The sequence below is a fragment of the Xenophilus azovorans DSM 13620 genome (assembly GCF_000745855.1).
GTDB classification, from domain to species: Bacteria; Pseudomonadota; Gammaproteobacteria; order Burkholderiales; family Burkholderiaceae_C; genus Xenophilus; species Xenophilus azovorans.
Map to the genome: position 1 here is coordinate 12,611 of NZ_JQKD01000016.1, position 22,377 is coordinate 34,987.

Consider the following 22,377-nt stretch of genomic DNA (forward strand, 5'->3'; position numbering starts at 1 on the left):
CGAAAGGCTCCTTCAGGGCTGGCCGGGTTCGGCGGTGGATCCGGGCGCGGCGGGCACTTGCCCGCCCTGCGCCATCTCCACGCGGCGCACACCCACGTGGATACGCCGCGCCTCCCGCCACCCGGCGGGGCGCAGGCTCAGCCCGTCCGGTGCCGCAGCAGCAGCAGCGGCGGCCGGACGGGCGGCGTGTACGGCGGCGGCCTCGCGCGCCAGGCGGGCGGTGGCCTGCACCGCCTCGCGCGATCCGGCGGCCATCCGCCGGGCGTCCAGCAACCGCGCGGCCTCGTCCTGCTGCCCGTCGGCGGTCAGCCAGGCGGCCAGGTTGAGCTGGATGCGCGGGTTGTCGGGCTGCAGCTGCGCCGCCTGCATCAGCGGCACGCGCGCCTCGGCGATCCGGCCGGCGCGCAGCCGCGCATAGCCCAGGTCGTTGAGCAGCAGCGCATCGGTCGGCTGCTGCCGCTGGGCCTGCGCCAGCAGTTCGGCCGCGCGGTCGAACGCGCCTTCCGCGCCCGCCAGCAGGCCCAGCCCGTGCAGGCCGGCGGCGGCCTCGGGCGTGCCCGCCAGGCGGGCATAGGCCTGGCGGCTGGCCTCGGCCTGGCCGGTGTGGCGCAACGCGTCGGCGCGCAGCCGCGTGGTGGCGGGCGTCGGCCCGGCGCGCTGCTCGAACTGGTCGATGTGGGCCAGCGAGGCGTACCACAGGCCCTCGCGCTGCATCTGCTCGATCAGTCGGCGGTGCGTGGCCTGCGGGTCGGCCACGGCGCCGGCGGGCAAGGCGTCGGCCTGCGCGCTGCGCTGCGCCAGCTGCTGCGCCTCGGCGCCAGGGTAGCTGGCCTTCGGCGTGCCGCAGGCGGCCAGCAGGCCGGCCGCCAGCAGGCACAGGGCGGGCCGCAGGCATGCGGCCGGCGGGGTCTGCGTCGTGCGGTCGCTCATTTCGTCATCGATCCCAGGGTGCGGATGATGGCCAGGAAGCCGGGGCCCGCCGTCACGATCAGCAGCGCCGGCAGCAGCGTGGTCACCATCACCGCGGTCATCTTCACGGTGGTCTTGCCGATGCGTTCCTTCAGCTCGGCGCGGCGCTGCTCGCGCAGGCGCTCGCCGAACAGGCGCAGCGGCTCCTGCACGGCGCCGCCGTGGCGGTCGATCTGAACCAGCAGCCCGACCAGGCCGGCCAGGTTGTCGTTGCCGTGCAGCGTGGCCAGGCGCTGCAGCGAGTGCTCGCGCGTGCGGCCCCGCGCGTAGAGGTTGGCCGCCACCTCCACCTCGCGCCCCAGCACCTTCAGCACGTCGCCGAAGTCGCTCACGATGATCTGCAGGCTCTGGTCCAGGCTCAGGCCGACGCCCTGCAGCAGGCGCAGCAGGTCCACGAACAGCGGCAGCTCGCGGGCCACCTGCGCGCGCCGGCGCCGCGCGTGGGCCGACAGCGCCCACTTGGGCAGCATGAAGCCGAGGGTGAAGGCGATGGCGGCCAGCAGCATCACGCGGCTGCGCACGTGGCCGGCCTGCGCCAGCAGCAGCACGAGCAGCGGCAGCCCGGCGGCCAGCACCGCGCGCGCCGCCAGGAAGAGGAGCTGCGCCCGCACCGAAGGCCAGCCGCACTGGTCGATCAGGCGGCGGTCCTCGTCGGCCACCAGCAGGCGGCCCAGGCGCGTGCGCAGCCAGTGGCTGGGCAGGTCGCGGCCGCGGCCGTCAGGTGCGGCCTCGGCCGGCGCACCGCCGTCGCCGCCCGCCGCGGCCGCCGTGGCGCGCGCCTCGCGCTCGATGGCGCGGCCGACCACCTCGCGCCCGCGCAGGCGCGCCACCTCGCGCCGCACGAAGGCGCCGGCCACCAGCAGCAGCGCGGCCAGGGCCAGCGCGGCGCTGAGCACGTAGAGGACGGTGGGGGACATGCGCTCGCCTCCCCTCAATCCAGCCGTGCCAGTCGGTACAGCAGCACGGCGCCCAGGAGCTGCAGCCCGCCGGCGCCGAAGAGCAGCATGCGGCCCGTCGGGTCCTGCCACATGCGGGTGAAGTAGGCCGCGTTGAGCATGACGATCGCGAAGCCCACCGCCAGCGGCAGCAGGCCCAGGATCCAGGCCGACAGCCGCGTCTCGGAGGACAGCGCCATCAGCTCCTGCTCGGCCTGCTCGCGGTCGCGCATGAAGTGGGCCACGCGCTCCAGCAGCAGATCGGCCCGGCCGCCGTAGCGCACGCTCAGGCCGAGGATGGCCGCCAGCAGCGCCATCTCCTCGATGCGCACGGCGCGGGCGGTCTGGTGCAGCGCCTGGTCCAGCTCCACGCCGGCGCGCACCAGGCTGGCGGCGCGCTCCAGGTGCCCGCGCAGCGGCTCGGCGCTGTTGCCGACCGAGAGCTGGAAGGCGGCCTGGGTGGAGTTGCCGATGGTGATCAGGCGCACCATCGCGTCGATGAAGGGCGGCAGTTGCTGCGCCAGCCGGCGCCGCAGCCGCTGCACCGCCAGCCACAGCGCGAAGGCGCCGAGCGCCGTGCACAGCACGGCCGCGCCGGCGGCGGCCACCGGCCCGAGGGCGATGCCCGCGACCGCCACCGCCAGCAGCACGAGGGCCAGCCCGGCCAGCAGCCGGCCGGGCTCGACGGCGCCGTCGAGCCAGCCGGGCATCCAGCGCGCCGGCCGCCGCGCGGGGGCGGCAGCGGCCTGCGCCGGCGGCGCCGCTTCCGGCAGGTCGGCCAGCGCGCGCATCCAGGGCGCCGCGTCCTGCGGCAGCTGGTCGCCGGCGCGCAACTGGCGTTCGAGGTGCTCGCCGGCGCGCTGGCGCGCGCGCTCGCGTGCCGCCCATGCCCACAGCCACAGGGCCGCCGCCGCCAGCAGCGCCGCGGCGGCCAGCACCAGCAGCTGGCGTTCAGCCACGCCGCTCCCCTGCCGCGCGCATCGCCTGGCGCAGGCGCGCGATCTTGGGCGAATGCGGGGCGATGCCCAGCGAGACCCAGCGGTCGCGGTCCGCGCCGTCGGCGCCGTGCACCGGCTCGTGGCGGAACAGCTCCTGCATCGCCACCACGTTGTCGTTGACGCCGGTGATCTCGGAGATCGACAGGATGCGCCGCTCGCCGCCGGGCAGGCGGCCGATCTGCACGATGAAGTCGATGGCGTTGGCGATCTGCCGGCGCAGGCTGACCTCGCTGCCCTGGTAGCCGGCGAAGCCGGCCAGCATCTCCAGCCGGTACAGGCACTCGCGCGGCGAGCTGGCGTGGATGGTGCCCATCGAGCCGTCGTGGCCGGTGCCCATGGCCTGCAGCATCTCGATCACCTCGGCGCCGCGCACCTCGCCCACGATGATGCGGTCGGGCCGCATGCGCAGGCTGTTGCGCAGCAGGTCGCGGATGGTCACCACGCCGGCGCCGTCGAAGCCGCCGGGCCGGCTTTCCAGCCGCACCACGTGCGAGTGCCCGAGCGCGAGCTCGGCGGTGTCCTCGATGGTCACCACGCGCTCGCCGTCGGGGATGAAGGTGGCCAGCGCATTGAGCAGCGAGGTCTTGCCCGAGCTGGTGCCACCGCTGACCAGCACGTTGCAGCGCGCCCGCACGGCCAGTTCCAGCAGTTGCGCGATGCCGGCGTCGAAGGTGCCGAGCTTGATCAGGTCGGCCGGCGTGAGCGGGTCCTTGCGGAACTTGCGGATCGACACCGACACGCCGTCGATGGCCAGCGGCTCGATGATGACGTTGATGCGCCCGCCGTCGGGCAGGCGCGCGTCGACCATCGGGTTGGCCTCGTCCAGCCGCCGCCCGATGGGCGCCAGGATGCGACGCACGATGCGGATCACGTGCTCGTCGTCGGCGAAGCGCAGCGATTCGCGCTGCAGCATGCCGCGCCGCGACACGTACACGCTCTTGTGGCCGTTGATGAGGATGTCCTCCACCGCCGGGTCGGCCAGCAGGTCCTCCAGCGGGCCGAAGCCGGCCAGCTCCTTGGTCAGCGCATCGGCGATCAGCTGCGTCTCGCGCTCGTTGATCGGCACGCGCTGCATGCGCACGAAGCTCTCCAGCTCCAGCTCGACGAACTGCTGGATCGACTGGCGCGACCAGCGGCCGAACTCTGCCCCCAGCTCCTCGATGCGCGACAGCAGGTGGTCGTGCATCCAGGCCTTGATGTCCTGGAACTGCTGCGACTGGACGAACTTCTGGCCGTCGTCGGAAAACTCGATCTCTGCTTCCATCCCGATGGTCCTCAGGCCGTCCTGCCCCGTCCGAGCATCCTGTTCTTGAGCGCCTGCCACGCCCCGCCGCGGCGCGGCGCGAGGGGCGGCGGCGCGCAGCCGCCTTCGCGCAGGTCGCGCGCCAGCGCCTGCACGGCCTGCGTGTAGGGGTCGCTGCGCGCGGCATGCACCAGCATCTCGCCGCGGCCCGCGGCGGCCAGCAGCGCGGCGCGGCGCGCCGGCACCACGCGGGCCAGCGGCAGGCCCAGGCGCTGCGCGATGTCGGCCGCGGGCAGCCCGGCCTGCGGGTCGAACTGGTTGACCACCAGCGCCAGGCGCTGCGCCGGCAGGCCGCGCGCCTCCAGCTCGCGCAGCAGCGCGGCGGTGGACACCACGCCGCCGATGCTCTGGTCGCACACCACGAACACGCGGTCGGCGCTGCGCGCGGCGTGGGCGACGAACTCCACCGGCGAGAAGCCGCCCAGGTCGACGATCTGGAAGGCGAAGAAGTCGCTCAGGCGCCGGATCAGCGACACCGCGTCGGCATGGGAGATCTCGCGCATCTGCCCCAGCGCGGCCGGCAGCGGCAGCACCGCCGCGCCGCCGGCATGGCGCGCGAAGGCGCTCTGCACCAGCGTGCGGTCCAGGCGGCGCAGGTTGCGCACGCCGTCGACGAAGCTGAAGGCGTTGTCGATGTCGCAGTACAGCAGGCCGTCGCGCGCGGGAAGGCCCAAATCGAGCAGCGCGACGCCATGGTCCTCGTCGCCGGGCGACGCCGTGGCCCTGGCCGCGCGGCCGCGCCGCGGCGGCTCCGGCTGCTGCAGCAGCAGCGCCAGGCTGACGGCCAGCGTGGTCACGCCCAGGCCGGCGCGCGCCCCCAGCAGCGCCACCGTGCGGCCCTGCGGCGCGGCCTGCGCCGCAGGCTGCCGGGCCAGGACCTGCGCCACGGTGTGCGCCGCGTCGTCCTCGCCGGCATCCAGGTCGATGAAGTCGTGTACGCCGGCCCGCAGCGCCGCCAGCAGCGAGGCCGGCTGGCCGGCGCGGCCGACGCCGAGCACCGGCACGCCGGGCCAGCGCTGGGCCAGCGCCCGCGGCACGTCCTGCACCACCTCGGCGCTGCAGAAGTCGAGGAACACGGCATGCGGCCCGTGGCGCGCGATCTGCGCCTCCAGCGCCTGCGTGTCGGTCACCGCCGGCAGCACCCGGCCCTGGCGCAGCAGCGCGCGGGCCAGCCAGGCGCCGTGCGCGTCGTCGGCCGACACCAGCAGGTAGCGCTGCGGGCCGGCCTGCACCGGCTCGGCGACGCCGCCGGGTTCGGTGTCGGGCGACAGCGTGTCGAAGCCGGTGGCGGGACGCAGGTGGGAGCGGTTCATTGCGAGAACCCCGGCACGGGAAAGACGGCGCTGCCGGACAGGATCTGGCCCCACACGGCCGGGTCGCGCCGCTCGTTCTGCTCGCCCGGCAGGTAGGGCTGCAGGTCGGTGCCGCGCGCCAGCGGCCTGACCAGGTGCGGCGTGACGACGATCACCAGTTCCTTCTCGCGCATCTGGAAGTCGTTCTGGCGGAACAGGCTGCCCAGCACCGGCACGTCGCCCAGCAGCGGCACCTTGTCCACGTTGGAGGTGGTCTGGCGGCTGACCAGCCCGCCGATGATGAAGCTCTCGCCGTCGCCCAGCTCGACCGTGGTGTCGGCGCGGCGGGTGGTGATGGCCGGCACCGGGGCGCCGTCGACGCTGACGCGGTTGGCGTAGTCCAGCTCGCTGGCCTCGGGCGCGACCTTCAGGGCGATGCGGTCGTTCGACAGCACGGTGGGCGTGACGGTCAGGCCGATGCCGTAGGGCTTGTATTCGATGGTAGTGGTGCCCAGCCCCTGCGCCACCGGGATCGGCAGCTCGCCGCCCGACAGGAAGCTGGCGCTCTGCCCCGACAGGGTGACGAGCGAGGGCTCGGCCAGCACCCGGGCCAGGCCGTCGCCTTCCAGCAGGTTCAGCGTCAGCGTCAGGCCGCGGCCCTTGTTGGCCTTGCCGAAGCCCAGCGCCACCTGGAAGGCATCGGCCAGCACGCCGCCCCCCAGGCTGCCGAAGCTGAAGCCGTGGCTGTTGGGCCCGTAGCTGGACAGGTTGACGCCCACCTGCTTGAGCAGGTTGCGGTTGAACTCGACGACCTTCACGTCCACCTGCACCGTGTGGCTGCGCACGTCGAGCACCGAGCGGTCGAGCAGCGGCGTCTTGTCGGCGTGGCGGGCCAGCGCGTCGGCACGCGCGCCGGCCTGCGCGTCGCCGTCGACGAAGCGGCCTTCGACCTGCGCCGTCGGGCGCTGCACCTCGATCCGGTAGGTGCGCGCGGCCGGCCGGTCGCGCTCCCACACCATCAGCGTGGTCTGGCCCGCGCCCCGGGCCGTGAGGATCAGCCGCGCCGCCGCGGTGCCGGCGCGCTGGCGCGAGACCGCCACGCTCGCCACCGCCTCGTCGGCGATCGCGATGCGCTCGACGCCGGCGTCGAACAGCAGTTCGCGCTGGCTGCCGGTGCGCATGTCGATGCGCTCGGCCGCATTCGGCAGGCGCTGCACGGCGGGCTGCGTGCGCGCCTGCGTCTGCACCTGGGCCGGAGCCAGCAGGGGCAACAGCAGCAGCGCGGCGCCGGCGCGGCGGCAGCGAAGGAAGGGAAGGCTGCGATGGGATGTCATGAAAGGCACGGCGCGGAGCATCGGGGTTCGGCTAATACCGCAGCGTCTCGCGCTGCGCGCCGCGGAACACCTCGACCTCGTGGCCCGACGCAGCGGCGGCGGCGCCCTGCGCCTGCGGAACGAGGCGCGGCGTCGGCGCGGCACGCTGCTGCGGCGCGCGGGCGCTGCCGCCTGCCGCCAGGTCGGCGGTGGCCAGGCCCGCCTGGGCGCGGTCGATGCCGGCCAGCGGCGGACGCGGCGGCGCCGGCGCGCGCGCGGGCAGCGGCTGCAGCGCGGTGGGCAGCGGGGCGAACAGGTCCGCGTCCGGCACCGCCTCGTCGTCGGGCCGGCGCAGCGCCAGCAGCAGGCGCGCGCTCGCGTCGCCCAGCGCCAGGCGGTTGACCTGGTCCACCGGCACCGCCAGCACCGCGGTGCGCGCCGGCTCCGGCCGCCCGGCATTGCCGCGCTGGCCGTTGCCGGCAGCGGCCGGCGCGCCGTCGACCGAAGCGCTGCCGAAGGCCAGCACCCGCATGCGCGGCAGCAGCAGGCGGGCCTGGCTGCGGTCCACGTCCTTGCCGTCGCTCTTGAGCACGAAGAACACGTCGACGAAGTCGCCCGGGCGCACCCGGTTGCCCACGCCCATCACCTCGTCGGCCTTGACGGCCACCGCGCGCTCGCCCGGCTCCAGCCGCAGCGCCAGGCCGGAGACGAGCTGGCTTTCGGTCAGCGGCGTGTTCTCCGCGATGTCGTACACCGGCACGCGGGCCACGGCGGCAGCGGTGTCGGCCAGCGCATCGGCGGGCTTGATGGGCAGCTGCACGACGCGCACCGCGTCCTGTGCGATCGGCTCGCCGGCCGGCAGCGGTTTGGCCGCGACGACCACGGCGTACTGGCGCGCGGCCGGCGCGCTGGCGGCGGCCGGTGCGCCGGCCGCCGGCGGCGGCGGCTTGCGTCCCAGCAGCCAGGCATAGCCGCCCAGGGCGAGGGCCAACAGCAGGAGCGCGAGGGCGGCGAGGCGGACGTAGCGGGACATGGATGGGAGGCTCGGGCGGCTCGGCGTGAAGGGTCAGAGAAGCTGCATCGGGCCGATCTGCACGACCGCCTCGCTGCTCAGTTGGGCCGGGGTCGGCAGCGACAGCGGCCCCAGCAGGCGGGGGACGAGCGGCGCGGCCTGGTAGTCGTAGGTCACGCTGACCTGCAGGCAGCGCAGCGCGGCGTCGGACGCGCAGGCCTGCGCCACCGGCAGCGGCACGCTCACCGCGTCGACGCCGGCGATGTTGCGCAGCCAGTTCAGCGACTGCCCGGCGGCGCTCTGCGCGGCGGCGGCGCGCAGGGCCAGCGCCTCCTCCGCCGTGTCCGCGCGCTGGTAGCGCAGGGCGGCCCGCCCGCCCTCGGCGGCGGCCAGCGACAGGGTGTGCTGCGCGCTGAAGATCAGCGCATAGGTGATGAGCCCGTAGAGGATGAGGAACAGCACCGGGAAGAGCAGGACGAACTCCACGCTCACCGAGCCGCGCTGGCCCAGGCCATCCAGGCCAGCGCCGCGGTGGCCAGGTGCGCGGCGTAGGGCACCTCGCGGCGCCGCTGGCGCACTGCCCCGGTCCACCGGCGCATCTGCATCAAGCCGATGGAATGCACGGCGGCCAGCAGGCTTGCACCGATCCATGTCCACAGCATTCCCTCCAAGCCCAGCCACAGCGCGAGCGCGGCGGCGAATTTCACGTCCGCGGCGCCCATCAGGCCCGCGGCGTAGAACAACAGCAGAAAAACGAAGGTGGCGGCACAGGCCGAAAGTGCGTCGGCCCAGCCGATGTGCAAGGGCACCAAGTGAATTGCCAACGCGCCAATTGCACCCAGCGCACCCGCCAATACCAGCCAGTTGGGAACTCGCCTGAGGCGCCAATCAAAAACGATGGCGCCGATAAGCCACAGTACGAAAAAATGGCGCAATGATCATCACGGCCCAGGGGCTGCGAATCCTGCTTCAGTCAACGCGGTGGAGATCGCCTGGAAAGCAGCATTCAACTGGTCCCCAAGCGTTCCAACAACCGTGACGATGGCCACCGCGATCAATCCCGCGATGATCCCGTACTCGATCGCGGTCGCACCTTCCTCGTCGTTCCAGAAGTTGATCAGCTTGTTCATGGGGCACTCCTTTTTGCGTGGCTTGGTGAAATCTGTTTACAAATGTGTCTTGTGGATGATGCTAGTAACGCTTCCTTGGTCCAACAAGCCAACAAAAGTACTCCTTTGCTCAGGCCCGATACTTTTTTTCTCAGAATGACACACTTGTTCTGCACGCGATCGCCTCGATGAGCGCGCACGGCTACAGCCACTCTTCGTGGAAGATCTTCCAGCCCCCGGGCGCGTGCAGCCAGTACTGGCGCCGCGAGGCGCCGGTACGCTCGCCGCGCGGCACCTCGCCGAAGTTGACGACCATCAGCTCCTGCCGCTCGTCGCGCCAGCGCAGCACCGACACGTCCTTCAGCTCGATCGGCCGGCCGCGCCCGGCCGTCTGCGCCAGCTCGTCGCGCAGCGCGGGGCGCTGCTGCCCGAGGCGGCCCGCGCGCACCGCATCGGGCAGGTAGAAGGACTGCCAGCGCTGCAGGTCCCCTTCGGCGCGCGCCTCGTTCCAGGCCAGCACCTGGCGGCGCAGCGCCTGGGCCTGCGCGCGCGCCTCGGCCTGGGGAATCCAGTCCAGCCGCGGCGCGATGGTCACCACCGTGGCGCCGACATCGGCCATGCGCAGGAGCTGGCGCAGGTCGTTGTCGGCGAGCACGACGCAGCCGTCGGTGGCGAGCGGGGCCCGCGCGTACTGCTCGGGCGGCGAGCCGTGCAGCCAGATACCGCTGCCCGTGCGGCCCTCGCGCCGGTCGAAGGCGTTGGGATAGTTCAGCGGCAGCGCGCCGGCGCCGTAGAAGTCCGGCAGGGTGCGCGCGGGCAGGTTGCTGGTGACGTGGTACACGCCGAGGGGCGTGCGCGCATCGCCTTCCACGCGCTTGCCGGCGCCGGCCTTGCCGAGCGAGACGTAGTAGTCCGCCGCGAGTTCGAGCCCCTGGCGAGTGTTGCGCAGCACGTACATGCGCGAGCGCGACACGTCGACGGCCAGCGCGTAGCGGCTGGAGGCGGGCACGGCGAGCAGTTGCGCGGGCACGGTGCCGGGCGCGGGCCGGTGGCGCAGCGCCTCCAGCCGGCGCGCAGATTCGTCGCGCAGGCTGCGCAGGGCCTCGGCCGCGCCGGGCGCCTGCAGGCGCTGCTCCACCGCGCGGCGGCCGGCCGGCGGCAGGCGCAGCGCCAGCAGGTCGGCATGGACCAGCTGCGCGGCCTGGAAGGTGGGCCAGGCGCGCGCCAGCTGCCCGGCCTTGGCGAGGGCCTCGGCCTGCCGTCCCTGGCCGATCAGGGCATAGACCTCCAGCAGCCGCGCCTCGGCGCCGTCGGCCGTGCGCAGCGCGGTGGACGCAGGCGCAGCGGTATGCGATGCCCCCGCCGCGGCCTGCACCGCCGCGCCGGCGCATGCGAGCACGCAGGCCAGCGCCGCGGAGGCGACGCTGCGGCCCGTCCGGCGCAACGCGGGCGTCATGAGTTCCCGACGGCTTCGCGCGTGATGTGCCAGTCGGTGCCTTCGCGCTTGAGTTCCAGCGTCTTGCGGCTGCGCACGTTCAGCGCATTGGAGCGGTAGCTCTGGCGGAAGCGCGCCCGCGCGGTGTCGCCGTCGATGCCGATGACCAGGTCGTCCAGGCTCACCTTGATGTCGGTCTTGCCCTCGATGCGCACGCGGCGCTCCTCCTCCCACGCCTTGCGCGACTGGCCGCCCGCGGGCACGAAGTCCTTGGCGTAGGCGTCGAGGTAGCGCTGCATGTCCTTGGCGGACCAGGCGGCGGCCCAGGCGCGCACGGCCTGCTCGACCGCCTGCTTCGAGGCCGCCTCCGACGAGGCGGGCGCGGCCGTGGATGCGGCCACCGGCGCAGGCGCCGGCGCCGGTGCGGCCTTCGGCTCGGGCGCCGGCGCCGCGGGCACGGGCCTGGCGGGCGCCGCAGGAGCAGCAGCAACGGCAACGGCGGGTGGCGTGGCAGCCGGTGCGGACGCCGCGACAGCCTGCGCGCGCCGCGAGGCGCCGGCCGCCTGCGCGGACGCCAGCGCCGCCGGGCCCGCGGCCGGCGCGCCCGGGCCCTGGAACAGCGAACGGATCGCCGCCAGCTTGGGCGCGGCCGCGGGGCTGCTGCCTTCCATCTGCAGCGCCTGGCTGTAGGCATCCGCCGCCAGCCGCGCATAGACGTCGCCCAGGTTCTCCTGCGCCGTCGCGTAGCTGGGGTTGGTGCGCAGCGACGACTCCAGCGCCGCGCGGGCGCGGTCGTACTGGCCCTGGCCGGCATAGAGCACGGCCAGGTTGTTGTACGGCTCGGGCAGTTCGGGCGCGTCCTGCGTCAGCTGCGTGAAGGTGGCGATGGCCTCGCTGCGCCTGTCGGTCTCGAGCTGGATCACGCCCTTGAGGAAGCGCATCTGCACGTCGCGCGGCCGGTCGGCCAGGAACTTGTCCGCGAGGGCCCGCGCCTCGTCGTAGCGCCGGGCCTGGATCAGCGAGTCCACGGCGGCATGGTCGCCGCCCGTCGCGGCGGCAGCGGCGGCAGCCGCCAGGAGCGACCATCCCAGCAGGCTCGCCCGGCCCATGGCACGTACCCTCGTCGGGATGGAAAAGCGATAGGTCATCACGGCGCGCGATTCTATCGGCGGCCGTCACAAATTCACATTTCGTGACGACTGTCTCACGGCCGCTCGGCGGCGCCCGGGCGCATTCCGCCCGGCGCGCGGAAGCTCCGGCGCAGCGGCATGGGGTACCCTCGCAGGCCGGCAACGCGCCTGCCCGGAGCCGGCCCCTCGGAACACGACACCCATGCGCATCGTCACCTGGAACACCCAATGGTGCTGCGGCCTGGACGGCATCGTCAGCCCACGCCGCATCGTCGAGGGCGCCCGTGCGCTCCTGGCCGACTTCGACGTGCTGTGCCTGCAGGAAATCGCGCAGGGCTACGACGACACGATGCCGGGCCGCCCCGGCGACCAGCCGGCCGAGCTGGCGGCGCTGCTGCCGGGCCATTCGCTCTTCTTCGGCGCCGCGGTCGACGAGTTCACGCCCGATGGCCGGCGCCAGCGCTTCGGCAACCTGATCGCCACACGCCTGCCGGTGCGCCGCGTGGAGCACCATCCCCTGCCCTGGCCGGCCGATGCCGGCGTGCGCTCGATGCCGCGCATGTGCACCGTCGTCACCGTCGACGCGCCGGGCCTCGGGCCGGTACGCGTGATGACCACGCACCTGGAGTACTACTCGCCGGTGCAGCGCATGGCCCAGGCCCGCGCCCTGCGCGCGCTGCACCAGTCCGCCTGCGCGCTGGCCGCCGCGCCGCCCGCGGCCGACGAGGACGGCTCGCCCTTCCGCGCCAAGCCGCACACGCCGCACGCCGTGCTGTGCGGCGACTTCAACCTGGGCGCGTGCGAGCCGGAATACGAGGTGATCCAGCAGCCCTTCGACGCCGGCGCGGGCGAGGCCCGCCTGCGCGACGCCTGGCGCGTCATGCACCGCGACGCGCCCCACCCGCCCACCTTCCGCCTGTTCGACCGCACCTACGGTCCCGACCCGGTGGCCTGCGACTTCGTCTTCCTCAGCGACGGCCTGGCGCCGCGCCTGAAGTCGATCGCGGTGGACACCGCGACCCGGGTGTCGGACCACCAGCCGGTCGCCATCGAACTGGCCTGACTCCCCGCCTCGTGCACACTGCACGGCGACATGAAGCTCAAGCACCTCGAGGTCTTCCACGCCATCATGCTCACCGGTAGCGTGAGCGCCGCCGCCCGCCTGCTGCACGTGACGCAGCCGGCCGCCACGCAGACGCTGCAGCACGCCGAGCTGCAACTGGGCTACGCCCTCTTCACCCGCCAGCGCAACCGCCTGGTGCCCACGCGCGAAGCGCAGGCCCTCTACGCGGAGGTGCAGCCGCTGATGGCGCAACTGGAGCGCGTGCGCCGCCTGGCCACCGCGCTGGGCCGCGACGAGGGCACGCCGCTGCGCATCCTGGTCGTCCCTTCGCTGGCGGTGAAGGCGCTGCCCGAGGCGCTGCGGCGCTTCCGCCAGCGGCACCCGGACATGCCGGTGACCATCCGCACCCTGCACTCACGCGAGATCGCCCAGGCCATGGTGCTGCAGGAAGGCGACATCGGCATCGTCTACGGCAGCGCGCCGCACCCCGCGCTGCACGAGGAGCCGATCGCGCGCGGCCGGCTGGTGTGCGTCTCGCGCGCCGAGCGGCCGGGCGCCGACCGCCGCGCCACCGTGGCGCTGGACGAGTTGCTGCGCAGCCCCATCATCCGCATCGACGAGCGCGACCCGATCGGCACCATGCTGGCCGAGCAGTGGTCGCGCCTGGGCGTGGCGCCCAGCGGCGGCATCACGGTGCAGACGTATCACATCGCGCTGGTGCTGGCCGAGCAGGGCTTCGGCCCCGCGATCGTCGACTCCTTCACCGCGCAGGCGCGGCAGGACGCGGCGCTGCACACGCGCACCCTGCTGCCGGAGATCGGCGTGGAGGTGCGCGCGCTGCTGCCGCAGGGCGTGCGCTCGCCGCGGCCGGTGGCCGACTTCATCAAGGCCTTCAAGGCCGTGGCCGAAGCGGCCTGAGGGTCTTCAGGCGGCCAGCGCCTCGCGCCCGCCGGCCCAGGCCACGGTGGCGCGCGCCAGCGCGGCGGTGGCGTCGATCACCGGCACGGGCGCTGTGCCGGCATCGACCACGAGCGGGATCTCGGTGCAACCCAGCACCAGGGCCTGCGCGCCGCGCGCCGCCAGCGCGGCCGCTGCCTTGCCGAGCAGCATGCGTCCGCGCCCCAGGTCGCCGGCCTTGACGGCGGCGATGCCCGGCGTGATCCATGCCTCCCGCTCGGCCGGCGTCGGCAGGCGCCAGGCGACGTCCGCCGCGCGCGCCGTGTACAGGCCCGAGTCCAGCGTGGCCTCGGTCGCCAGCAGGCCCAGCGGCGCGCCCGCGCCGACGTGCCGCCGCGCCTCGGCCAGCGCCATGTCGACGATGTGCAGCATCGGCACGCCCAGCGCCGCCTGCAGCGGCTCGAACCACAGGTGCGCCGTGTTGCACGGCATCACCAGCAGCGCCGCGCCGCCGTCCACCAGGCGGCGCCCGCTCTCGACCAGCGCCGGCAACGGCGAAGCGCCCTCGCCGCGGAAGGCGGCGGTGCGGTCCGGCACCTGGGGGATGGAGCTGACCAGCAGCGGCAGGTGGTCCTGGTCGCGCGCGGCGGGCGTGGCGGCCAGCAGCTTGTGCATGAAATCGATGGTGGCCAGCGGCCCCATGCCGCCCAACACGCCGATGGGCGAAGGAACGGCGGCAAGACAGGGGCTGGACATCATGGCGCCATGCTAGGCCGCGGCGGCACGGCCGGGTCATCGCGACTGGCGCAGCATCCATCAGGCCGCCTAATGGCAGGCGCCGGCCGATCGCGCAGAATGCCGCCATGCCCGGTCCACAGAGTTCGCCTGCCTTCCAGCGCGGCACGCGCCAGCGCGCGGCCATCCGCGCCGCCATCGACGCCGCCGGCCGGCCGCTGCTGCCCCAGGAAATCCTGGCGCTGGCCCAGGACGAGGTGGCCGAACTGGGCATGGCCACCGTCTACCGCAACCTCAAGCTGCTGGTCGAGGCCGAGGAGATCCGCGTGGTGGAGCTGCCGGGCGAGGTGCCGCGCTACGAGTCGGCCCACCACTCGCACCACCACCACTTCCAGTGCCGCGCCTGCCAGCGCGTGTTCGACGTGCACGGCTGCACGGAGGACTTCGCCGGGTGGGCGCCGCGCGGCTTCCGCGTGGACGGCCACGAACTGACGCTCTACGGGATGTGCGCCGACTGCGCCAGGCCGGCGAAGGCCGCGCGCGGCAAAACAGCGGCCCGGCGCTGATCCGCCCCGTTCAGGCGGCCGCCGGCTCCCACGACGGGAACGGATCCTCGTAGCGCACCCAGGCGCGCGGCCCCGCGGCCATCTCGTCGGGCGTGAGCAGGCAGCGGTCGAGGCGGGCGCGCAAGGCCGCCTCGTCCATGCCCATGCCGATCAGCACCAGCTCCTGCCGCGCGTCGCCCACGCCGTCGATCCAGTGCTCCTCGATGATGGCGCGCGACTCGGCGTCCTGCGGCCACTGCGCGCGCGGCACGGCCGCCCACCACCAGCCCGCCGCGCCGTGCCGGCAGGCGCCGCCGGCCTGCGACCACGAGCCCGCATGGCGCGGCCGGCTGGCCAGCCAGAAGAAGCCCTTGGAACGCACCACGCCCGGCCACTCCTCGTTCACCAGCGCCCAGAAGCGCTGCGGATGGAAGGGCCGCCGTGCACGGTAGACGAAGCTGGCGATGCCGTAGGCCTCGGTCTCCGGCACGTGCTCGCCGCGCAGCTCCTGCAGCCAGCCGGGCGCCGCGGCGGCCTGCTCGAAGTCGAACAGGCCCGTGCCCAGCACCCGCGCCAGCGGCACGCGGCCGAACTCCGCCAGCTCGATGCGCGCGCGCGGGTTGAGCCGCCGCAGGATCGCCAGCAGCCGCTCGCGCTCGGCCCCGTTCACCAAATCGGCCTTGTTGACCACCAGCACGTCGCAGAACTCCACCTGCTCGATCAGCAGGTCGACCACGGCGCGCGTGTCCTCCTCGCCCAGCGACTCGCCGCGGTCGGCCAGCGCGTCGGAAGAGCCGTAGTCGCGCAGGAAGTTGAAGGCGTCCACCACCGTCACCATGGTGTCGAGCCGGGCGACGTCCGAGAGGCTGCGGCCCTCGTCGTCCTCGAAGGTGAAAGTCTCCGCCACCGGCAGCGGTTCCGAGATGCCGGTGGACTCGATGACCAGGTGGTCGAAGCGGCGCTGCCGGGCCAGCGCGCGCACCTCCACCAGCAGGTCCTCGCGCAGCGTGCAGCAGATGCAGCCGTTGCTCATCTCGACCAGCTTCTCCTCGGTGCGCGACAGGCCGGCGCCACCGTCGCGCACCAGCGCGGCGTCGATGTTGACCTCGCTCATGTCGTTGACGATCACCGCCACGCGGCGGCCCTCGCGGTTGTGCAGGATGTGGTTGAGCAGCGTGGTCTTGCCGGCGCCGAGGAAGCCGGACAGCACGGTGACGGGAAGGCGGTGCATCGCAGGTCCTTTATTGATAACGCATTATCATAATCATTCATGGCACTTCCTTCCGCCCGACGACGGCCGGCCCTCCCCGGGCGGCGAAGGCCGGTGCGGCGCGCAGGCGGCCACAGCCGCTACAGTTCGGCTGCCCGGCCCGCCCCGGGGCAGGCCCGTGCACCCCGCCTTCCGCAGATCCGTCCGCGATGCCAGCACGTCCGTCTCCACGCCTTGCCTCCCTCTGCGCCCACGTCCTGCTGCTGGGCGCCCTGACGATCACCTCCGCGGCGGCCCAGCCGCGGCCCGCCGCCGCGCCGCGCCCGGTGGCCGCCCGCGGGCCGCTCGGCGCCGAGGAGCTGAACCAGATCGCCGTGTTCCGCGCCGCCTCGCCCTCGGTGGTGCACATCACCTCGCTCGGGCTGCAGCGCGACCTGTTCTCGCTCGACGTGCAGCAGGTGCCGCAGGGCACCGGCAGCGGCTTCGTGTGGGACACGCAGGGCCACGTCGTCACCAACTTCCACGTGATCGAGAACGCCAGCGCCGCCCGCGTGACGCTGGCCGACCAGAGCAGCCACCGCGCGCGGCTGGTGGGCGTGTTCCCCGAGCGCGACTTGGCGGTGCTGAAGATCGACGCCCCGGCCGGCACGTTGCGGCCGCTGCCGCTGGGCACCAGCGCCGACCTGCAGGTGGGTCAGCGGGTCTTCGCCATCGGCAACCCCTTCGGGCTGGACCAGACCATGACCACCGGCATCGTCAGCGCGCTGGACCGGCAGATCGAGTCGGTCAACCGGCGCACCATCCGCGGCGCCATCCAGACCGACGCCGCCATCAACCCCGGCAACTCGGGCGGCCCGCTGCTGGACTCGGCGGGCCGGCTGATCGGCGTGAACACGGCGATCTTCAGCCCCTCCGGCGCCAGCGCGGGCATCGGTTTTTCGATTCCCGTGGACGAGGTCAACCGCATCGTGCCCAGGCTGATCCGCGACGGCCGCTTCGTGCGCCCCGCGATGGGCGCCGCCTATGCGCCGCAGGAACTCAACCGCGCGCTGGAGCTGCCGCGCGGCGTGGCCGTCGTGCGCGTGCAGCCGGGCAGCCCGGCCGAGCGCGCCGGCCTGCGCCCCTTCATGCGCGGCGAGCGCGGCATCGTCGCGGGCGACGTGATCACCGCGCTGGACGGCCGGCCCGTGGCCAACACCGACGACCTGTTCACCCTGCTGGAGCAGCGCCAGCCCGGCGACACCGTGATGCTGACGCTGTGGCGCGCCGGCAGCACCCGCCGCCAGGCGGTGAAGCTGGCGGCGCCGGAAGACTGACCGAGGCACGCCGCATCGCCGCGTAGCATCGGGGGCCGGACCTCCTGCCTGCCATGCCCCTGCCCGACCCATCCCGCCGCCCCCGCATCTACCTGGCCGGGCCCGACGTGTTCCTACCCGACGCCGAGCGCGTGTTCGCCGGCCTCAAGGCGCAGTGCGATGCGCTCGGCCTGCACGGCGTGGCGCCGACGGACGCGGCCGCCGACACGTGCCACGGCAGCGACGACGAGATCGCGCAGCGCATCTACGAGGGCAACGTGCGGCTGCTGCGCGGCTGCGACGGCGTGATCGCCCATCTCGCCCCCTTCCGCGGGCTGGAGCCGGATGCGGGCACGGTGTTCGAGGTCGGCTATGCGGTGGCGCTGGGCCGGCCCGTGGTGGCCTACGGCGTGCCCGGGGCCAGCTACGAGCAGCGCGTGTGCGCGGCCATCGGCTGCGCCCGCGACGCGCAGGGCGTGATGCGCGAGGCGGGCAGCGGCACCATGGTCGAGGGGCTGGGCCAGCGCATGAACCTGATGCTCACGCGCTCGACCGCCATCGAGGCCGACGCGGCGGCGGCCTTGCGCCGGATCGCGGCGCTGCTCGGCCGCTGAACCGTCAACCCTGCGCGAAGCGGTCGGTGCTGCGGATCAGCGCGTCGAGGATGCCCGGCTCGGAGTACGCATGGCCGGCGCCCTCGACCAGGTGGAACTGCGCGTCCGGCCAGGCGCGGTGTAGCGCCCACGCGTAGCGCAGCGGGCACGGCATGTCGTAGCGGCCGTGCACGATGGCGCCGGGGATGCCGGCGAGGCGGTGCGCGTCGCGCAGCAGCTGCCCCTCCTCCAGCCACGCGCCGTGCACGAAGTAGTGGTTCTCGATGCGCGCGAAGGCCAGGGCGAAGTGCGGGTCGCGGAAGGGCTCGCTGAGGGCCGCGTCGGGCAGCAGCGTGATGGTCTCGCCCTCCCAGATCGCCCAGGCCTGCGCGCAGGCGAGCTTCGCCGCCTCGTCGTCGCCCACCAGCCGCCGGCGGTAGGCGGCGATCATGTCGTGGCGCTCCTCGGGCGGAATGGGCGCCTGGAAGCGCTCCCACTTGTCGGGGAACATCTCCGACACGCCCCACTGGTAGTACCACTGCAGCTCGGCCCGCGTGACGGTGTACACGCCGCGCAGCACCAGCGCGCTCACCCGTTCGGGATGCGTCTGCGCATAGGCCAGCGCCAGCGTCGAGCCCCAGGAGCCGCCGAAGACCAGCCAGCGCTCCACGCCCGCCAGCGCGCGCAGGCGCTCGATGTCCTCGACCAGGTGCCAGGTGGTGTTGGCCTCCAGGCAGGCGTGCGGCGTCGATCGGCCGCAGCCGCGCTGGTCGAACAGCAGCACGTCGTAACGCGCCGGGTCGAACAGGCGCCGCTGCGCCGGCGAGAGGCCGCCACCCGGCCCGCCGTGCAGGAAGACCGCGGGCGTCGCGCCCGGCGTGCCGCAGCGCTCCCAGTAGATGCTGTGGCCGTCGCCCACGTCCAGCATGCCGCTGGCGTAGGGCTCGATCGCAGGGTAGAGGGTGCGCAGGGTGGTCATGTCGTCTCGTAGACGATGGCGGCCTGCCCCGCCTCGGCCTGCGCCATCCAGCTCGCCAGCGCCGCATCGGCCGGGAAGAAGCGCGCCGCCTCGCCCAGTTGCAGCTCGACCTGCGCGCCGGCGCGCGCCATCGCCAGCCGCACCGGCAGGCCCTGCTGCACCTCGCCGGCCTCGGTCTGCTCGCGCCGCGGCGGGAAGTCGCGCACGATGCGCTCGATGTCCGGCAGCTTGCCGTTGACGGCCACGCGCAGGAACTTGCCGAAGCGGCAGCGCGCCATGCCCAGATCCCACACCTGCTGCACGTTGAAGCGCGGCTCGAAGCCGCCGCGCCCCGGCTGCAGCCGGCCGCTGACGACGACCAGCTCGTCGTCCTTGATGAGGCGCATGGCATCGGCCACCGACTCGTCGGCCACGGCCTCGATGGAGCCGCTCTTGTCGTCCAGCACGAACAGCGCCAGCCGCCCGCGCTGGCCGTTGATGACGCGCACGCCGGAGACGATGCCGGCGATGGTCTGCGGCTCGCGGCTGTCGATCAGGTCGTCGATCTTGCGCCGCGCGAACTGCCGCACCTCGCGCGCCACCTCGTCGAACAGGTGGCCCGAGAGGTAGAAGCCGATGGCCGTCTTCTCCTGCATCAGCCGCTCCTTCACGCCCCAGGGCTGCACCTCGGCCAGCGGCGGCTCCTCGGTGCTGCTGCCCAGCGCGTCGGCGTCCATGTCGAACAGGCCTCCCTGGTTGGCATTGGCCTCCTGCGCCGCGGCGTAGTCGAAGGCGCGGTCCAGCGAGGCGACCAGCGCCGCGCGGTCGGCATGCAGCGTGTCGAAGGCGCCGGCCTTGATCAGCGCCTCCACCGTGCGCTTGTTGATGCGCTGGCGGTCCACCCGGGCGCAGAAGTCGAACAGGCTCTTGAAAGTCCCGCCCTCCTCGCGCGCCTTGACGATCGCCTCGATGGCGAGCTGCCCCGTGCCCTTGACGGCGCCCAGGCCGTAGCGGATCACCTTGTCGCTCACCGGCTCGAAACGGTAGTTGCCGCGGTTGACGTCCGGCGGCTCGAAGCTCATGCCGAAGTGCTTGACCGCGTCCTCGAACAGCACCTTCAGCTTGTCGGTGTTGTCCATTTCCACCGTCATGTTGGCGCAGTAGAACTCGGCGGTGTAGTGCACCTTCAGCCAGCCGGTGTGGTAGGCCAGCAGCGAGTAGGCGGCAGCGTGCGACTTGTTGAAGCCGTAGCCCGCAAACTTCTCCATCAGGTCGAAGATCTCGTCGGCCTTCTCTTGCGGGATGTTGTGGGTGGCCAGCGCACCGGCGCGGAACTTCTCGCGGTGCTCGGCCATCTCCTCGGCCTTCTTCTTGCCCATCGCGCGGCGCAGCAGGTCGGCGCCGCCGAGCGAATAGCCGCCCAGGATCTGCGCGGTCTGCATCACCTGCTCCTGGTAGACCATGATCCCGTAGGTCTCGCTGAGCATGTCGGCCACGGCCGGGTGCGGGTACTCGACTTCCTCGCGGCCGTGCTTGCGCGCCACGAAGCTGGGGATCAGGTCCATCGGGCCCGGTCGGTACAGCGCGTTCAGGGCGATCAGGTCCTCCAGCCGCGTCGGCCGCGCGTCGCGCAGCATGCCCTGCATGCCGCGGGATTCGAACTGGAACACCGCTTCCGTCTTGCCGTCCTGGAAGAGCCGGTAGGTGGGCTTGTCGTCCAGCGGGATGTTCTCGTAGGCGAAGTCCTCCCGGCCCTTGTGGCGCTGCATGATGAACTCGCGCGCGATCTCCAGGATGGTGAGCGTCGCCAGCCCCAGGAAGTCGAACTTCACCAGGCCGATGGCCTCCACGTCGTCCTTGTCGTACTGGCTCACCGCCGACTCGCTGCCGGGCTGCTGGTACAGCGGGCAGAAGTCGGTGAGCTTGCCCGGCGCGATCAGCACGCCGCCGGCGTGCATGCCGATGTTGCGCGTCATGCCCTCCAGCCGCTGCGCCATCTCGACGAGGGATTTGACCTCCTCCTCCTTCTCGATGCGCTCGGCCAGCTGCGGCTCGGCGGCGATGGCGTACTTCTCCTTGTCGGCCTCGGACAGCTCGGCCGGCGGGTACTGCAGCGTGACGGGCTTGCCCGGCTTGTTGGGGATGAGCTTGCTGATGCCGTCGCAGAAGGTGTAGCTCATGTCCATCACGCGCCCCACGTCGCGGATGGCGGCGCGTGCGGCCATGGTGCCGAAGGTGGCGATCTGGCTGACGGCGTTGCGGCCGTACTTGTCCTTCACGTAGTCGATGACGCGGTCGCGGTTGCCCTGGCAGAAGTCGACGTCGAAGTCGGGCATCGACACCCGCTCCGGGTTCAGGAAGCGCTCGAACAGCAGGTTGTACTTGAGCGGATCGAGGTCGGTGATCTTCAGTGCGTAGGCCACCAGCGAGCCGGCGCCCGAGCCCCGGCCCGGCCCCACCGGGCAGCCGTTGGCCTTGGCCCACTGGATGAAGTCGCCCACGATCAGGAAGTAGCCCGGGAAGCCCATCTTCAGGATGGTGCCGATCTCGAACTCCAGCCGCTCGACGTAGCGCGGGCGCTCCTGCTCGCGCTGCGCCGCGTCGGGGTACAGGTGCGCCAGGCGCTCGTCCAGCCCCTTGAACGACTCGACGCGGAAGTACTCGTCGATCGTCATCCCCTCGGGAATCGGGAAGTCCGGCAGCCGCGGCTTGCCCAGCGTGAGCGTGAGGTTGCAGCGCCGGGCGATCTCCACCGTGTTGGCGATGGCGCTGGGCACGTCGGCGAAGAGCCGCTCCATCTCGGCCGCGCTCTTGAAGTACTGCTCGCGCGTGAAACGTCGCACGCGCCGCTGGTTGCCCAGGATCTCGCCCTCGGCGATGCACACGCGCGCCTCGTGCGCCTCGAACTCGTCGGCCTCCAGGAACTGCACCGGGTGCGTCGCCACCACCGGCAGGTTCAGCCGCGCGGCCAGCTGCACGGCCGCGACCACATGGGGCTCGTCCTCCGGCCGGCCGGCGCGCTGCAGCTCGATGTAGAAGCGGTGCGGGAACAGGCCCGCCAGCCGCAGCGCCGCCTCGCGCGCACGCTCGGCGTTGCCGCTGGCCAGCGGCGCGCCCAGCGGCCCCGCCTGCGCGCCCGAGAGCGCGATCAGGCCCTCGTTCAGCGCCTCGATCCATTCCCACTTCGCCTTGGCCTGGGCCTCCCCCCGGCCCACGTTCTGCGTCCAGGCGCGCGCCAGCAGCTCGCACAGGTTCAGGTAGCCGGTGTGGTTCTGCACCAGCAGCACGATGCGGCCGGGCGCGGCGTCGGCGTCCAGCCCTTCCACGATCACCTCGCAGCCCAGGAGCGGCTTGACGCCCTTGCCGCGCGCCTCCTTGTAGAACTTGACGCCGCCGAAGAGGTTGTTGAGGTCGGTGATGGCCAGCGCGGGCTGGCCGTCCTTCGCGGCGGCCTTGACGACCTCGTCGATGCGGGTGGTGCCGTCGACGACGGAGAACTCGGTGTGCAGGCGCAGGTGAACGAACATGCTGTCGATTTTAGGAAGCGCGGGCGGCCCCGGCTCGGCAAGCGCGCTTTCTACAATC

At 73.2% G+C, this 22,377-nt stretch carries 21 protein-coding genes; 5 read left to right on the forward strand and 16 right to left on the reverse strand.

The genetic code is table 11. The features are described 5' to 3' along the window. Positions 1-12: 12 nt before the first annotated feature. The 12 genes from Q392_RS10210 to Q392_RS10265 all read right to left on the reverse strand — a co-directional run bounded on the left by Q392_RS10210 (position 13) and on the right by Q392_RS10265 (position 11,514). Positions 13-930, reverse strand: a complete 918-nt coding sequence (locus Q392_RS10210; protein ID WP_084216982.1) for a tetratricopeptide repeat protein — start codon at positions 928-930, stop codon at positions 13-15. Next, positions 927-1,886 (reverse strand): type II secretion system F family protein, encoded by a 960-nt coding sequence (locus Q392_RS10215; protein ID WP_038205937.1) that lies wholly within the window; start codon positions 1,884-1,886, stop codon positions 927-929. Before Q392_RS10215 ends, Q392_RS10210 begins: the two co-directional genes overlap by 4 nt. A gap of 14 nt (positions 1,887-1,900) precedes the next feature. After that, on the reverse strand, positions 1,901-2,863 hold the full coding sequence (locus Q392_RS10220) for a type II secretion system F family protein (RefSeq protein ID WP_038205940.1): 963 nt from the start codon (positions 2,861-2,863) through the stop codon (positions 1,901-1,903). Next, entirely contained in the window at positions 2,856-4,166 is a 1,311-nt protein-coding gene (locus tag Q392_RS10225) for a TadA family conjugal transfer-associated ATPase (protein WP_038205943.1), read from the reverse strand. The genes Q392_RS10220 and Q392_RS10225 overlap by 8 nt, the downstream gene beginning before the upstream one ends. An 11-nt stretch (positions 4,167-4,177) precedes the next feature. Continuing rightward, positions 4,178-5,518: a CpaE/TadZ family protein gene (locus tag Q392_RS10230; protein ID WP_157007899.1), complete on the reverse strand. Its 1,341-nt coding sequence runs from the start codon at positions 5,516-5,518 to the stop codon at positions 4,178-4,180. Further along, on the reverse strand, positions 5,515-6,831 hold the full coding sequence (locus Q392_RS10235) for a type II and III secretion system protein family protein (RefSeq protein WP_084216992.1): 1,317 nt from the start codon (positions 6,829-6,831) through the stop codon (positions 5,515-5,517). Before Q392_RS10235 ends, Q392_RS10230 begins: the two co-directional genes overlap by 4 nt. A 31-nt stretch (positions 6,832-6,862) precedes the next feature. Then, on the reverse strand, positions 6,863-7,843 hold the full coding sequence (gene cpaB / locus Q392_RS10240; RefSeq protein ID WP_038205947.1) for a Flp pilus assembly protein CpaB: 981 nt from the start codon (positions 7,841-7,843) through the stop codon (positions 6,863-6,865). 33 nt (positions 7,844-7,876) lie between these two features. Then, entirely contained in the window at positions 7,877-8,308 is a 432-nt protein-coding gene (locus Q392_RS10245; protein ID WP_245610690.1) for a TadE/TadG family type IV pilus assembly protein, read from the reverse strand. A 2-nt stretch (positions 8,309-8,310) separates the two neighbouring features. Further along, positions 8,311-8,757: a prepilin peptidase gene (locus Q392_RS33870; protein ID WP_084216983.1), complete on the reverse strand. Its 447-nt coding sequence runs from the start codon at positions 8,755-8,757 to the stop codon at positions 8,311-8,313. A gap of 6 nt (positions 8,758-8,763) precedes the next feature. Next, complete coding sequence (locus Q392_RS10255; protein ID WP_038205950.1) at positions 8,764-8,952, reverse strand: Flp family type IVb pilin; 189 nt, start codon at positions 8,950-8,952, stop codon at positions 8,764-8,766. Positions 8,953-9,133: 181 nt separating this feature from the next. Next, positions 9,134-10,387: a L,D-transpeptidase family protein gene (locus Q392_RS10260; RefSeq protein WP_038205953.1), complete on the reverse strand. Its 1,254-nt coding sequence runs from the start codon at positions 10,385-10,387 to the stop codon at positions 9,134-9,136. Beyond that, positions 10,384-11,514: a YybH family protein gene (locus tag Q392_RS10265; RefSeq protein ID WP_038205956.1), complete on the reverse strand. Its 1,131-nt coding sequence runs from the start codon at positions 11,512-11,514 to the stop codon at positions 10,384-10,386. The genes Q392_RS10260 and Q392_RS10265 overlap by 4 nt, the downstream gene beginning before the upstream one ends. 184 nt (positions 11,515-11,698) lie before the next feature. Here Q392_RS10265 and Q392_RS10270 point away from each other — a divergent pair, with 184 nt between their 5' ends. Together Q392_RS10270 and Q392_RS10275 are read left to right on the forward strand one after the other, a co-directional pair. Beyond that, a complete protein-coding gene (locus Q392_RS10270) occupies positions 11,699-12,559 on the forward strand; it encodes an endonuclease/exonuclease/phosphatase family protein (RefSeq protein ID WP_038205958.1) in 861 nt (286 codons plus the stop codon). 30 nt (positions 12,560-12,589) lie between these two features. Further along, entirely contained in the window at positions 12,590-13,477 is an 888-nt protein-coding gene (locus tag Q392_RS10275) for a LysR family transcriptional regulator (RefSeq protein WP_038205961.1), read from the forward strand. Between the two features lie 6 nt (positions 13,478-13,483). Here Q392_RS10275 and cuyB read toward each other — a convergent pair whose 3' ends face one another. Further along, complete coding sequence (cuyB, locus tag Q392_RS10280) at positions 13,484-14,215, reverse strand: cysteate racemase (protein WP_051953227.1); 732 nt, start codon at positions 14,213-14,215, stop codon at positions 13,484-13,486. Between the two features lie 104 nt (positions 14,216-14,319). On the opposite strand from cuyB, the gene Q392_RS10285 reads away from it, so the two are divergent. Continuing rightward, the gene (locus Q392_RS10285) at positions 14,320-14,757 is read left to right on the forward strand and encodes a Fur family transcriptional regulator (protein ID WP_038205964.1); all 438 of its coding nucleotides are present in this window, start codon (positions 14,320-14,322) and stop codon (positions 14,755-14,757) included. A gap of 10 nt (positions 14,758-14,767) precedes the next feature. Here the strand turns inward: Q392_RS10285 and zigA are convergent, their stop codons facing one another. Then, a complete protein-coding gene (gene zigA / locus Q392_RS10290; RefSeq protein ID WP_038205967.1) occupies positions 14,768-15,967 on the reverse strand; it encodes a zinc metallochaperone GTPase ZigA in 1,200 nt (399 codons plus the stop codon). Between the two features lie 188 nt (positions 15,968-16,155). Between zigA and Q392_RS10295 the strand changes: the two genes are divergently transcribed. Together Q392_RS10295 and Q392_RS10300 are read left to right on the forward strand one after the other, a co-directional pair. Next, positions 16,156-17,262 carry a S1C family serine protease gene (locus tag Q392_RS10295; protein ID WP_084216984.1) on the forward strand — a complete coding sequence of 369 codons (1,107 nt, stop codon included), beginning with the start codon at positions 16,156-16,158 and terminating at the stop codon, positions 17,260-17,262. A 53-nt stretch (positions 17,263-17,315) separates the two neighbouring features. Then, a complete protein-coding gene (locus Q392_RS10300) occupies positions 17,316-17,855 on the forward strand; it encodes a nucleoside 2-deoxyribosyltransferase (RefSeq protein WP_038205970.1) in 540 nt (179 codons plus the stop codon). Positions 17,856-17,859: 4 nt separating this feature from the next. Here Q392_RS10300 and pip read toward each other — a convergent pair whose 3' ends face one another. Together pip and dnaE are read right to left on the reverse strand one after the other, a co-directional pair. Further along, positions 17,860-18,813, reverse strand: a complete 954-nt coding sequence (gene pip, locus Q392_RS10305; RefSeq protein WP_038205973.1) for a prolyl aminopeptidase — start codon at positions 18,811-18,813, stop codon at positions 17,860-17,862. Beyond that, the gene (dnaE, locus tag Q392_RS10310) at positions 18,810-22,319 is read right to left on the reverse strand and encodes a DNA polymerase III subunit alpha (RefSeq protein WP_038205976.1); all 3,510 of its coding nucleotides are present in this window, start codon (positions 22,317-22,319) and stop codon (positions 18,810-18,812) included. The genes pip and dnaE overlap by 4 nt, the downstream gene beginning before the upstream one ends. Positions 22,320-22,377 lie beyond the last annotated feature (58 nt).